Origin of the sequence: Aquimarina sp. BL5, assembly GCF_003443675.1 — a bacterium.
Classification (GTDB): Bacteria; Bacteroidota; Bacteroidia; order Flavobacteriales; family Flavobacteriaceae; genus Aquimarina.
Genome location: NZ_CP031963.1, coordinates 2,262,134 through 2,275,469, shown reverse-complemented (window position 1 = coordinate 2,275,469; position 13,336 = coordinate 2,262,134). Strand labels below are relative to the sequence as shown.

The window sequence follows — 13,336 nt, the reverse complement described above, 5'->3', positions numbered from 1 at the left end:
AAATGCGTACAATTATATATTTAGTTATTGGTATATTCTTCGGAATTGTTTTATTTAAATCCGAAGCTGCTTCGTGGTTCAGGATTTATGAAATGTTTCAATTTGGATCGTTTCATATGTATGGCATTATAGGTTCTGCAGTCGGGCTTGGTATTATAATAGTTCAATTAATTAAGAGATTTCGTGTAAAATCTATTTATGGAGAGAAAATAAATATAGCTCCAAAGGAAAGAAGTTTTAGTAGATATATTCTCGGAGGAATTATTTTCGGATTAGGTTGGGCATTGGCTGGAGCATGTCCTGGTCCTATGTTTGTTTTGGCAGGTGCAGGATATTTTCCAATACTTATTGTAATCGGAGCTTCAATCTTAGGTACTTTTTTATACGGTTTATTAAAAGATAAATTACCGCACTAATTCTATCGTGAGTTCATTGGCTGGAGTTTTATTTTGTTGCCAGCAAGTGATATTATAAAATGTTGTTTCCGCAATGTTTGTTAAGGCTTCTTTAGTAGCAAAAGCCTGATGAGGTGTTATGAGTACATTTGGTAAATCGATTAGTTGCAGTAATAATTTATCATTTGGCTTTGTCTCAGAACGATCGTAGAAAAACACATTATCTTCATATTCATAAACATCAGATCCGTAAGCTGCAATTCTATTCCATTTTAAAGCTTCTACTATTTCCGAAGTATTTACCACAGCTCCTCTGGCAATATTGATGATATAGACATCTCGTTTCATTAATAGAATAAGGTCTGCATCAATCATATAATGAGTTTCCGAATTAAGAGGTACACTAAGCATGATAATGTCCGATTGCTTACACAAATCTGATAATGTTAAATATTCAATATCGTATTGTTTTGTAAAACCTTGATCTTCATTAATATCGTGAGCTATTATTTTGCATCCGAATCCGTTCATGATTTTAGCAATCACTTTTCCAATCCTTCCGGTTCCTATGACTCCAACAGTTTTATTATGAAGATCAAATCCTACAAGATTACTTAGAGAAAAGTTATAATGAGTTACTTGCTGCTGAGATATGATAAGTTTACGATTCAATGCTAATAATAGGGCTACCGCATGTTCTGCAATAGCATTAGGTGAATATTCTGGTGTATGTGCAACTTTAATCCCTAGTTTTTTTGCAGTTTTTATATGTATATTATCATAACCTGCAGAACGCAATGTGATATACTTGACACCAAAATCATATAATAATTCTAATACCTTAGATGAGGCGTCGTCTGCTGAAAAAATAGAGATTGCATCAAATCCCAAAGCGAGTATTGCTGTTTTAGAAGTAAGTCTTTCAGAAATGTATTTGATATGATATACATCACTATTTGCTTTTTCAAGAAAAGGGATCTCAAAATCTTTTGTACTATATATCAATATCTTCATTGTTCAGTTCTTCTTCAATGATTAAGAGTTTTTGTCCTTTTAATGCCCAAATTAGTACTTTTATATAATCTCCTACGGCTTTTTTTACATTTTCAGGCTCTGTAATGTCAATAGACCCTTTCCAGATTAATTCTCTTTCTTTGTCCGGGCATATGCAGTATAAAGATGTTTCTGCGTGATAGATTTCATACGCTGAATAATAACCATCTTCGTAATAAATATCTTGATTCTGGTAATAATCATCTTTAAAACTCTTGAAATTTTTATCCAGATTTCGATACGCTTTTACAACAGTAATTTTGTCTTCTACAGCAAGGACTTTAGATAATAGAATGGCATCAAAACCGGCCTCTAAAAGTTTGCCTTCCATGGCAAGCAACTCTTCTTCAGTTTTTGGTGATTTGGTAAATGATTTTTCGAAAAAATCGAGGCTTCTTTCTGATTTTACTCCATTTTTTTTAAGTGCAGCAGTAAGTTTTTTCTCAAATACTTTTCTTCCATCAGTGTCGGCAGTCATTCCTATTACCAGTACTTTATTAGCTTCAAAAGTATCGATATCAGGATTTGTCCATACCTCGACAAGCTCACTAGATGAACAACTCATTAACAATCCTGCAACGATTAAGATGATATATGTGTTTAGTTTATTCATTATTTCTTTTTATTATTTGATTTAGTCTATTTGCTACAGTATCTGTGTATTGAGATGTTTTTTCGATAATAGATTCTCCAGAAATCACATCAACATCTTTTAGAGTAATATTGCTACTACCAACAGTGGATAAAATGATTAGTTTATCTAATTGTTCAGGATAATTTTTTATAAATTTTTTTACGTTTCTTGGTGGATTTCCATATTCCCAAGAGTTAATAAGTATTAAAGCATCCCACTTTTCAAGATTTACAGTGAATAATGTATATACATCTATTACCTTAAAATAAATGGTGTCTTTTTCATATTTTCTTAAAATTCCTTGTACCACAGAATCCTTAAACTTGCTGCCTTGAGAAGCTATTAGAACTTTTGTTTTAGCCCTGGGATTATTTACTTCAAATGGAATTACAGTATCCATTGAATATGTATATTCATACCAAGCCCAGAACCCGATAAAGAGAACTACAATAACTAACACTGTTTTTTTTAATATTCTTATCAAAAGGATTATAGTTAGTTTAATAGCCGTTTTTGTTTCCCTTTCTTAATAATATCTTTGATAAGATCAAAAATGTTTCTTTTTGTTTGCTTATAGCTGTCAAAATATATGCTTACTTCTATCAATAATTTTCCGTGATATTCTTTATACTTTTTTTCTTCTTCTGGTTGATCAATACCATCTATAAGTATTGTAAGCTGATTACAGTGTCTGACTACTTTTTTTAGCAAAGGATTAATGTCTTTTCTACTTTGATTTAGTTCATTGATTATTTCACTGCTTTTTTCAAAAGTCTTTTCTGATATCAGTAGTACAGTGTAATTTTCTATTAGTTCATCTAAAAAATGTTGCTCATCTTTGATGAACTTTAACTCAGAGATCCAATTAAGAGAAACTTCGTGCAATTCTTCTGCACTTTTCCACTCTATATATTTGATATTGGGTTTTTTCGATTTCATCTGTTTATATTTTATAGTTTATTGATAATCAGTCAAAAGACGATATAGATCACTATGGTGGTTGTTAGAAATATTGCCGTATTTATCTATGTATAGAATTATTATAAACACATATGAAATAAGGCAGAAAATAACTTTCCCAAAATTATTTTCTGCCAATAAACTGAGATTACTCTATCTCAATTACTTTTTTGGGTTGCTCTTTCGCTTCTTCTTTTTTTAATAGATTAAGTGTAAGAACCCCATTTTTATATGTTGCTTTAACTGCTTCATTTTGATCTACACTTGTGGGTAATTGTATCTTTCTGTCAAAAGAACTATAGTTAAATTCTCTGCGAGTGTAATCATCGTCTTCTACTTCTTCTTTACTTTTCTCCGCACGGATGTGCAATACATCATCTTCCATGGTAACTTCGATATCTTTTTTTGAAAACCCTGGAACTGCAAGTTCAATTTCAAAATCATCCTCGTGTTCTTTTACATTCATTGCTGGTAAATTTTTGTCTTTAATAAAAAAGTCATCTGCAAAGAAATTATCAGTATCCATCCAATTAGAGATGGTATCATTGAACCAAGGAAATCTGTTTCTGTTAAATTTAATTATAGACATAATGTTTAGGTTTTAATTATTAGTATTCTGTTTAAGTATCTTAAAAGTAGTTGCTAATTGCGCTAAAAAAAATGATAATTATCAGTTGTTTACTATTTTTTAAAATCTAGAAAGGAGGATGTCATTATTAGTTTGATAAGGCATATAATTCGTAAACTTATCAGAAAATAAATAGTAGTAATTAGTCTTTAAATGATTTGTTGTTCCTGGTTTTTAAAATAATCTCGGATCAAAGCTTTTATTTGGTTCTCGGTCATACTATCAGCTTTGAGGACAGCTTTAACCTTATTACCAATATCCTTATAATTTTCTGCTAATTCCTTATTGAATTTTTTACCAGCTTCTGCGGGACCATAAATTACAATCATATCAGCATTTTCGATATGAGGGATTATTTTTTTAAAATATGCTTTAAATTGATTCTTTTCTCGTTCCAGATATTTACTATCCTGAACTACATCTTGCGGCCCTCCTTTAAAGCGAGTTCCCGAGCCTCCGTGAATACGATAATCCTCTATTTCCGAAAAAATAGTGATCATGTCTTCGTTATTTTCTTTTATGTCGATGATATAGGCTTTTTCCTTATCCATCCATATTCCTGTATTTTTCATAACTAGTAGATTTAATTTTTAATATCGTGGAGCGCCAATACCGGTACTTTAGAGTGATATCCAAGGTCCTTAACCATTGGTCTCGAAAATATACTCCCAAAGAAACTATGCTTCCTATTTATAAAAGTGATCATATCGCTATTTCTACTTTCTACAAAAGCACTGAGCCCTCCTTTTACATCGACATTGTGTAAGGTGTGAAATGTATGAGGTATTGTTTCAAAATATTCTTTTAATAATTTTTGATTATTTACCTGCTGGTCATCTAAGGTGTCGTCATTAGAAACGTATAAAAAGCATACAACTGCATTACTGATTTTTGCAATTTCAATCAGATATTGTAACTCTCTGCGCTTAATCTGCGTTTTGTAATCGGTTGGAAACACAATTTCTTTGGGTTCTGTGTAGATTACATTTTCTGGAATTGCCATTACGGGGCAGTTTCTTACTTTTTCCATAACCAAAACAGTATTACTGCCATAGATGACATCCCCAGCATTAGTGGTGCCTTTTGTTCCCATAATAACCATTTCTACGTCTTGTTTATCAACAATATCCTTAATTCCTTCCAGTATACTGTTAAACTGAGAGACCATAATAAATTTATGATTTGGATATTTATCTCTAAACGAAAGCCGTTCTAAAATTTTACTAAGCCCTTTTTCTGACTTCTCTTTGGCTTCGTCATATTTTTTTTCTCCTGGTTCCGGAATCATCATACTTTCTAAAGCATAACCAGTAGCATTAAAAACATTAAGTATGTAAAAATCACATTCCTCATTTTTATAAAGCTCAATAGCATAACTTATAGCGTTCCAAGCATTTTTGGAAAAATCAGTCGGTAATAAGATCTTCTTTTTCATTAGAATAAGGTTTTAAAGATTAATAGTTTAAATGTAATAGCTTTATTAACTGAAAACTATGATAATTATCAGCTAGCATCGGGTATAACCAGAAATGGAACAGATGGATGAAATCCAATTTTTTTGATGACAGGTTCGTGCGTTATGTTTTCCATTAAGCTATGTCGATAATTCACCATTACTAATAAATCAATATCTAATTCATCAATAAAATCATTAATTAACCTTGCTTTTTGTCCTTCTTTTGATATCCAATGAATACTATTTGTAAAATTGGTTAAATGATTTTTTAGCGAATTGTAATTATGCTGCTGTATATCATCTAATTTTTCTTCTTCATGGATATGGAAAATTCTTATACTAGAACCAAATAAAGAAGCAATATCGATTAATGGTTTTAATTCTTCGGCTATATAAAATCGTTTGAAATCTGTTGGGAAAGCAATTTCCGTAGGTTTTTGGAAATCATACTCATCCGGTACTACCAAAACAGGGCAATTATAGATTTTTTGAACTACCTTCACCGTATTACTGCCCATAAAAAGAGCGGCAGCTCCAGAAGCTCCTTTGGTACCCATAACCACCAAATCAATATGTTTCTTTTTAATGGTTTTATTTATAGTCTCTGTCAGGTCTTTAGAAACGGAGATAGTTTCAAAGGTATGGTTAAGATCATCGGTATCTCTAATAATTGAGTGAAATGTTTGTGTTAATCCATCTTTAGACTCAGCACTAAGTTTTCGATATAGCAAATCTCCTTTGTTCGTATCAATTCTGCCCGTTAATACAGGGGTATGAACTTCGAAAGCATTCAAAATATAAAATTGACATTCATAATTCTGAAATAATCGGGTAGCATAAAAAAGAGCACCATATGCATTATCGGAAAAATCTGTGGGAACAAGTATTCTTTTCATCGTTTTTAAGTTTTAGAAATTATATCATAAAACTATTTCCAAAAAATCAGGAATACTATGACAATGCTCATATGAATGGGAGACTTGTAGAATACTATAGGTTTTTTATTTAATAACAATTATTTTTTTAAATGTGATCTGCCGGAATAATCAAGAAAGGAATTTTAGTGTTGAATGTGATTTTCTCTATGATAGCTTCTCTTGTTAACCGTTCAATAAAACTATGCTCATATTTGATCATTGATAACAGATCTATTTCCAGTTCTTCTATGAAGGTTTGTATTCCTTTCTCTATAGTTGAAAATTCTGGCATTACATGGAAATCAAATCTTACATTTTTAAAAAAGTTTTCTAAGGTTGTAGAGTTATAATTTTGTGTGAGACTTAATTTTGGACCATCATAGACATGGATCATTCTCACTGTAGCGTCATTGTTTTTTGCCAGATCTATGATGGGTTTAATCTCTGATTTATGGTATATTCGTTCGAAATCTGTAGCGAAAGCAATATTTTTAATTCTTTCGAAATAAGCATCTTCTGGGATAATAAGAATAGGACAATAAAAATTATTTTCTAATACTCTCTTTACACTACTTCCCAGAAAAATATGTTTTGATCCTGTAGTTCCTTTAGAACTCATTACAATCAGATCAAATTGATTCTTTTCAGTCATTTGCTGCAAAATCTTTGTCAAAATACCAGATTTTGAAACGGTTTTGAAAGTATGATGTTCAGCAGGCTGAGAATTCTTGATATCCTCCAAAGTCATTTTTAATCCCTGTTCGGATTCTATTTTAATAGATTCGTAAAAATATCCTACTCTTTGAGAGCTTAATGTAGTAGCTAACCGCACAGAATTAAGATCATATGTATTAAGTATATGAAATTCGCAGGGGCTATCACGGTATAAATCGATTGCATATACAAATGCATTCCAGGCTCTGTCAGAAAAATCTGTTGTTACCAGTATCTTTTTCATCTTTTAAATGGTATTTGTAAAGGTTGGAGCTATGCGAATTATCGTTAAACAGCTAAACCTTCGTCCTCTTTTTCTTTTCTTTTTTCATCGGCTCGATCTTCTTTGGGATTCGATCCTATTCGTTTTTCTGATGGTATTACTAAAAATGGGATGTTGGTGTGATATGCTACTTCGTTTATTACCGGTTTGAATAACAAATTCTCAAAAAATGAGTGTTTATTATGAACCATAACTAGCAAGTTTATGATATTCATTTTTTGAAAATCTTCTACTGCTTCAATTACATCCATACCATCTGCTATGTGAAAAATATGAGCATTTTTATCAAAGTAAGTATCCATAAAATCTTTTATTTCTTTTTGATTTTGATCTAAAGGAATGCCATAATAGGCATTAAGCATATGAAGCCTTGATGTATGTCTGGTACAAATGTCTTTAATTAAAGGTAGATACTTATTAGACGTACTAAGATAATAATCTGTTGGAAATAATATCTCTTTAGGTTCCTCATATTCAAAGTCAGAAGGAATTGCTAGAACCGGACATTTTGCTTTTTTAATAGTATACATAGTATGCGTTCCGATAAAGATTTCTTTTGCTCCTGTAGCTCCTTTGGTACCCATAACTATCAGATCAATGTTGTAGCGATCTACGGTATCTTTGATTTCATTAATTAGCATATTAAAGGCTGAAATCCTCACAAAACTATGCTTTGGGTTATTAAACTCATTTTTTATTTTTTCTTCAGTACTTTCAATATCTCTTTTCGAATTCATCATAACGATATCTTCAATTCCATAAGGCACTGGATTCTCTATAAGATATCCTACGTTATAAGAGACTGGCGTAAATGTATGAAGGAGATAAAATGTACATTCTTCATTCTTAAAAAATTGCATAGCATACCGTATAGCATTAAATGCATTGTCAGAAAAATCAGTGGGTAATAAGATCCGTTTCATAATTATATTGTTTTAATTTCGTTGTAAGTTTTGCATTGTTAGAAATGGTATTTTGATATGTAATCCAATCTTATCGATAGTGGATTGATACAATACACATTCCAGATATGAGTGTCTGGAGTTTATCATCACTAACATGTCAATATCATTTTTTTCGATATATAGGTTAATAGCAGTCGTAATATCCGTTTCATCTATAGTATGAAAAGATAAGTCTGCATCGGGTAAACACCCTTTTAAAAAGGTTTTGTTGTCTTCCTGCCGTAGCGACAGTTTTTTATATTTAGAAATATGTAAAAAGTTAATAGAAGATCTAAAGCTTTTAGTCAATGTACTCAGTAATTTTAATTCTCGCCTTTTGTATGGTAACATATAATCAGTAGGGAAAAGAATGTTTTTTGGGGGATTGTAACTACAATCTTCAGGTATTGCTAACACCGGGCTTTTTATGTATTTAAGTACTTGTAAAGTGTTGCTTCCAAAGGTGATTTTACGGTCATCTGTTTTGCCTCTGGTAGCCATAATTAGGGTATCAATATTTTCCTGATCCACCAGATCATTCGCTTCATCTACGAGTGTTCCAAAAATCGACAAGGTTTTGTATTCGTGTCTTGGATTTGGAGAAACCTTATGCAGAACTGATAGTATTTTTGCTAGCTCTTCGTCAGAGTTCTGATGAATCTCTTTTTTCAATTCTTCAAAAATTAAACGCGAGACTAAGGTGTTATGATTGTATACTTCGTCTGCATAGGCATGAAAGATTAAAAATTCACTCTTTTCATATTTAAATAGCTCTACTGCATATCGAATTGCATTCATCGCATTTTCTGAAAAATCTGTGGGAATCAATATTTTTCTCATTATTCAGCTATTATTAAGTTTTTATCCAAAACTAGATAACAACAAGCTTAGAAACTATGATTTTTGTCAGCTAACTAATTATGTTTTAGCTAACAGTTAAGAGTATTTCTTATTGATTTTTTTTAATTTTAAGAAAAACAAAATATGAGAATTTCTGGGATGGTAATGGTTGTTATTACTACGATACTATTATTATTTATTACGATAATGGTACTAATGGATATCGAATTTAGTTGGGTGTTTTATCTTACTTGTTTTGGTCAGGTGCTGGTTATTCTGATGGTATATGCAGTCCTTACCGATACGTATAAAACGAATAAAACTTTTGACGATTTGTATGAAGATCGACCAGTAGCTAAAGATCAAGATTAATTCATAATCATGAATGGGTAAATCGTTTTTATGGTGTTTCTTCTAATTTCGAATTTTTTCGAGTTTCTTTGGAGAAAGAAGCACTCATGCCCAGTTCAGGTAGTATCAATAGCGGTATTTGGGTATGGAATGAAACGGTTTTTATTACAGGTTCTCTAGTAAGTCTATCCACAAAACTATGAGAATAGTTTAGCATTGCCAATAGGTAAATGTCAAGTTCTTCAGCGAATACTTTAAGTGATTTTGAAACCGAATCACTTTTAATTAAGGTATGCTGATAATGCTTTATGTCTTTAAAATATTTTTGTAACATTCCTAAGTTAAATTTCTGTTCTTCGGTTAAGGATCCTTCTTCTTGCTGGACATAAACGATTCTAATAGTTGCGTTAAAGGATTTCGCAAGATCTAATAGAGGTCTTAACTCCTCTTTACTATAAAAATGTGTAAAATCTGTTGCGAAAGTAATTTCGGAAGGCTTGGAAGTAAAAGTAAAACCATCCGGCACTGCTAAAACAGGACATTTTTTTATAGTATTAATAATACGCACCGTATTGCTGCCCATGAATACTTCTTTTGTTCCTGTGGCACCTTTGGTTCCGATAATTATGAGATCTATTTTTTCAGATTTCACAACTTCTTTTGTTACCTCTGTTAGAGAGCCCAAAGCAGCAATTATTTCGAATGTATGCTTCTGATTAGGACTTGTATGTATTATGGTCTTTTTTAGATGCTCCAGATTTGTTACTGCATTCGCTTTTACAGTATTTTCAATACTACGCTCAGAGGGTATATCAGAAAGATGTACAGATTCATAAATGATCTTACTATATACATTTAAAAGGAAAAAAGTACAGGCTTCTTCTTTAAAAAGTTCCGTAGCATAATCAATAGCATTCCAGGAGTTATCTGAAAAATCAGTAGGTAACAAAATCTTTTTCATCATCAGTAGTGTTATGGTGATATGCCAAAACTAAATCTTTACTAGACCTAAAACTATGACTTTTATCATATGATATACTCCTTGTCTTTTTGATTTTTGTATCTCAAATTAGATACTTATGATAGAATCCACATGTTATCACTGTGGTAATGATTGTGATGCGTTGGCCATTACTTTTGATCAAAAAACATTCTGCTGTAATGGGTGTAAAACTGTATATGATATTTTTTCGAGTAATGATTTATCCTGTTATTATGACTTACAATCTGCTCCTGGAGCCATTCCTAAAGAAATTGAAAGAAAATACGATTATCTCGATACTCCTGCTATTGCTGAAAAACTAATCGAGTTTAGTGATGATACTACAGAGATTATTACATTATACATTCCTCATATACATTGTAGTTCATGTATCTGGATATTAGAAAATTTACATAAGCTCGAACCTTCAATTACAAATTCTCAAGTTGACTTCCCGAAGAAAACCGTTCGAATTACTTTTAATAATGAAAAAACATCTCTGAAAAAAGTAGTGATGTTACTTAATTCAATTGGTTATGAACCTTATATAAGTCTAGATGATTATTCTGAAGGAGAAAAGCATATTAACAGGAGTTTGATTTACAAATTGGGGATTGCTGGATTTGCTTTTGGTAACGTAATGTTCTTGTCATTTCCTGAATATTTTGAAGTGTCAGAATACTGGTTGGAACAATATAAGTACGTGTTTCGCTGGCTGATGTTTGTGTTTTCTTTGCCAGTTGTATTGTATGCTGCACAAGATTATTTTATATCCGCATTTAAAGGGTTAAGATCCAGAATATTGAACATAGATGTGCCCATTGCTCTTGGAATCGTAGTGCTTTTTCTTAGAAGTACTACCGAGATCATATTTGATTGGGGAACTGGTTTTTTTGATAGCCTTACGGGATTGGTGTTTTTCCTATTATTGGGTAAATTTTTTCAACAGAAAACATATTCTTTTTTATCTTTTGAAAGAGATTATAAATCCTATTTCCCGATTGCGGTAACTCGATTAGTTTTTGACAAAAAAGATAAAAAAAATAAAGAAGAGAGCATTCAGGTGTATGATATTGAAGAAGGGAATAGATTGCTTATACGCAATGGAGAATTAATACCAGTAGATGCTATATTAATTACAGGAGAGGCAAGAATCGATTATAGTTTTGTAACCGGAGAAAGCGAATCAGTTCCTAAAAGATCTGGTGACAAACTCTTTGCAGGAGGCAAGCAATTATATGGAGCTATAGAAATTGAAGCTATAAAAACCGTAGAACAAAGTTACCTTACCCGTTTATGGAGTAATGATGTGTTTAACAAGGATAAATCTGCATCTTTTACCAATCTTACAGATACAATTAGTAAATATTTCACGATCATTATTTTAAGTATAGCGGTCATCGCTACAACTTTTTGGTTGTTTATTGATGCCGGAAAAGCTATTAATGTTCTCACTGCTGTATTAATTATTGCGTGTCCTTGTGCATTAGCATTGGCTAGACCTTTCGCCTTGGGAAATATGCTCCGAATTTTTGGAAAAAATAAATTCTATCTTAAAAATGCAGATGTTATCGAACAGTTGGCTCAAACGGATAGTATAATTTTTGATAAAACAGGAACCATAACGACCAATACTACTAGTAATATAGAATACGAAGGGATGGAACTAACTTCGGAAGAGGAATCATTGCTCAAAAGCACATTGAGAGCATCCAATCATCCACTTAGCAGAGCGTTATATAATATTTTAGAAGATCAAGAGATATATACACTTGATGAATACGAGGAGTATGTCGGAAAAGGAATTAAAGCAAAATTAGCAGAAAGTACTATAAAAATAGGTTCTTCAAATTTTGTAGGAAATAAAGAACTTTCAGCAATACAAAATACAAATGTTCATATAAGTGCAAATAATGAATACAAAGGGCGATATGTTTTTCATAATCAATATAGAAAGAACGTAAAGGATGTTTTTAATACTTTAACCAAAGCCTATAAATTATCTATATTATCCGGTGATAATGAAGGAGAAAAAAAGCACTTGAAACAATTACTTCCAGAAGGCACTTCTTTGCTATTTAACCAAAAACCAGATCAAAAACTGAATTATATCAAATCATTGCAGGAGTCAACACAAAAAGTAATTATGATTGGCGACGGATTGAATGATGCAGGTGCTTTAGCTCAAAGCAATGTCGGTATAGCGGTTTCAGAAAATGTAAATGTATTTTCTCCTGCTTGTGATGCAATTTTAGATGCTTCTCAATTTGACAAAATCCCTAAGTATCTTAAGATTTCTAAAAAGGCAATTAAGATTATTAAATCAAGTTTTGTCTTGTCATTCCTATACAATAGTATAGGTTTGTATTATGCCGTTACAGGACAATTATCTCCAATTATAGCCGCTATATTGATGCCATTAAGTTCCATTTCTGTAGTTGTTTATGTTACGATATTAACCAATTGGAATGGAAGAAAAATAAAACTTCAGGAATCATGAATACGGTTGATGATCATAATCCAATAGAACATTTTCAGAAATGGTTTCATGAAGTGGATAAAGCGCATCCGGAAGATGAAGCAAACGCTATGTTATTATCAACTAAAGGTGTAGATGGCTTTCCTAAAAGTAGAATCGTATTACTGAAACGTTTTACTTGGGAAGGTTTTGTGTTCTTTACCAATTATAACAGTGAGAAGGGAAGGGCAATTGCTAAAGATAATAATGTTTCCGTCTTGTTTAACTGGAAAAAATCTAAACGAGAAGTCTTTATTTCTGGTAAGGCAGAAAAGCTTCCAGAAAATTTATCAGAAGGATATTTCGAGTCTCGACCTGAAGGAAGTAAATTAAGTGCCTGGGTTTCTAATCAAAGTGAAGTGATTACTTCCCGCAAAATATTAGAAGATCGTTTGAAAGAATATAAAGTTCGTTTTCGAAATAAAACGATTCCTAAACCAGCATATTGGGGTGGATATATGATCAAACCTTCTCACATAGAGTTTGTAGAACAGGATCCTGCAATGGCGGTTACCTATATTGTTACTTATAACCTTGGATTTGATTTTCGTTGGTATAAGGGAATGAAAAATCGTAAAAGTTGTATGTTTTAATATATAAAAGCTGAATTTTAGAGTTTGTTCTAAAATTCAGCTTTTTGTTTTATCGTTCAACTTGGTAA

At 31.7% G+C, this 13,336-nt stretch carries 16 protein-coding genes; 4 read left to right on the top strand and 12 right to left on the bottom strand.

The features are described from left to right. The first annotated feature begins 2 nt into the window (after positions 1-2). Entirely contained in the window at positions 3-416 is a 414-nt protein-coding gene (locus D1818_RS09800; RefSeq protein ID WP_118458448.1) for a DUF6691 family protein, read from the top strand. Here D1818_RS09800 and D1818_RS09795 read toward each other — a convergent pair. The 11 genes from D1818_RS09795 to D1818_RS09745 all read right to left on the bottom strand — a co-directional run bounded on the left by D1818_RS09795 (position 405) and on the right by D1818_RS09745 (position 8,824). Next, positions 405-1,409, bottom strand: a complete 1,005-nt coding sequence (locus D1818_RS09795; RefSeq protein ID WP_118458446.1) for a 2-hydroxyacid dehydrogenase — start codon at positions 1,407-1,409, stop codon at positions 405-407. The two genes, D1818_RS09800 and D1818_RS09795, sit on opposite strands and share 12 nt — an antisense overlap. Further along, positions 1,390-2,061 carry a hypothetical protein gene (locus tag D1818_RS09790; protein ID WP_233558544.1) on the bottom strand — a complete coding sequence of 224 codons (672 nt, stop codon included), beginning with the start codon at positions 2,059-2,061 and terminating at the stop codon, positions 1,390-1,392. Before D1818_RS09790 ends, D1818_RS09795 begins: the two co-directional genes overlap by 20 nt. Then, complete coding sequence (locus tag D1818_RS09785; protein ID WP_147406128.1) at positions 2,054-2,566, bottom strand: hypothetical protein; 513 nt, start codon at positions 2,564-2,566, stop codon at positions 2,054-2,056. The genes D1818_RS09790 and D1818_RS09785 overlap by 8 nt, the downstream gene beginning before the upstream one ends. Before the next feature lie 11 nt (positions 2,567-2,577). Beyond that, positions 2,578-3,021, bottom strand: a complete 444-nt coding sequence (locus D1818_RS09780; protein WP_118458442.1) for a hypothetical protein — start codon at positions 3,019-3,021, stop codon at positions 2,578-2,580. Between the two features lie 169 nt (positions 3,022-3,190). Next, positions 3,191-3,631, bottom strand: a complete 441-nt coding sequence (locus tag D1818_RS09775; RefSeq protein ID WP_118458440.1) for an Hsp20/alpha crystallin family protein — start codon at positions 3,629-3,631, stop codon at positions 3,191-3,193. A gap of 188 nt (positions 3,632-3,819) precedes the next feature. Next, the gene (locus D1818_RS09770; protein ID WP_118458438.1) at positions 3,820-4,242 is read right to left on the bottom strand and encodes a hypothetical protein; all 423 of its coding nucleotides are present in this window, start codon (positions 4,240-4,242) and stop codon (positions 3,820-3,822) included. Positions 4,243-4,253: 11 nt separating this feature from the next. Next, positions 4,254-5,105 carry a universal stress protein gene (locus D1818_RS09765; protein WP_118458435.1) on the bottom strand — a complete coding sequence of 284 codons (852 nt, stop codon included), beginning with the start codon at positions 5,103-5,105 and terminating at the stop codon, positions 4,254-4,256. A gap of 68 nt (positions 5,106-5,173) precedes the next feature. Then, on the bottom strand, positions 5,174-6,022 hold the full coding sequence (locus D1818_RS09760) for a universal stress protein (protein ID WP_118458433.1): 849 nt from the start codon (positions 6,020-6,022) through the stop codon (positions 5,174-5,176). 127 nt (positions 6,023-6,149) lie between these two features. Next, positions 6,150-7,001, bottom strand: a complete 852-nt coding sequence (locus D1818_RS09755) for a universal stress protein (RefSeq protein ID WP_118458431.1) — start codon at positions 6,999-7,001, stop codon at positions 6,150-6,152. A gap of 44 nt (positions 7,002-7,045) precedes the next feature. Next, complete coding sequence (locus D1818_RS09750; protein ID WP_118458429.1) at positions 7,046-7,963, bottom strand: universal stress protein; 918 nt, start codon at positions 7,961-7,963, stop codon at positions 7,046-7,048. 12 nt (positions 7,964-7,975) lie between these two features. Beyond that, positions 7,976-8,824, bottom strand: a complete 849-nt coding sequence (locus D1818_RS09745) for a universal stress protein (protein WP_118458427.1) — start codon at positions 8,822-8,824, stop codon at positions 7,976-7,978. A gap of 144 nt (positions 8,825-8,968) precedes the next feature. On the opposite strand from D1818_RS09745, the gene D1818_RS09740 reads away from it, so the two are divergent. Next, positions 8,969-9,196 (top strand): hypothetical protein, encoded by a 228-nt coding sequence (locus D1818_RS09740; RefSeq protein ID WP_118458425.1) that lies wholly within the window; start codon positions 8,969-8,971, stop codon positions 9,194-9,196. A 28-nt stretch (positions 9,197-9,224) separates the two neighbouring features. Here D1818_RS09740 and D1818_RS09735 read toward each other — a convergent pair whose 3' ends face one another. Beyond that, on the bottom strand, positions 9,225-10,136 hold the full coding sequence (locus D1818_RS09735; protein ID WP_118458423.1) for a universal stress protein: 912 nt from the start codon (positions 10,134-10,136) through the stop codon (positions 9,225-9,227). 118 nt (positions 10,137-10,254) lie between these two features. Here D1818_RS09735 and D1818_RS09730 point away from each other — a divergent pair, with 118 nt between their 5' ends. Together D1818_RS09730 and pdxH are read left to right on the top strand one after the other, a co-directional pair. Then, positions 10,255-12,657, top strand: coding sequence for a heavy metal translocating P-type ATPase metal-binding domain-containing protein (locus D1818_RS09730; RefSeq protein WP_118458421.1), 2,403 nt, complete (start codon positions 10,255-10,257; stop codon positions 12,655-12,657). Next, positions 12,654-13,268, top strand: coding sequence for a pyridoxamine 5'-phosphate oxidase (gene pdxH, locus D1818_RS09725; RefSeq protein ID WP_118458419.1), 615 nt, complete (start codon positions 12,654-12,656; stop codon positions 13,266-13,268). Before D1818_RS09730 ends, pdxH begins: the two co-directional genes overlap by 4 nt. The last annotated feature ends 68 nt before the right edge of the window (positions 13,269-13,336 follow it).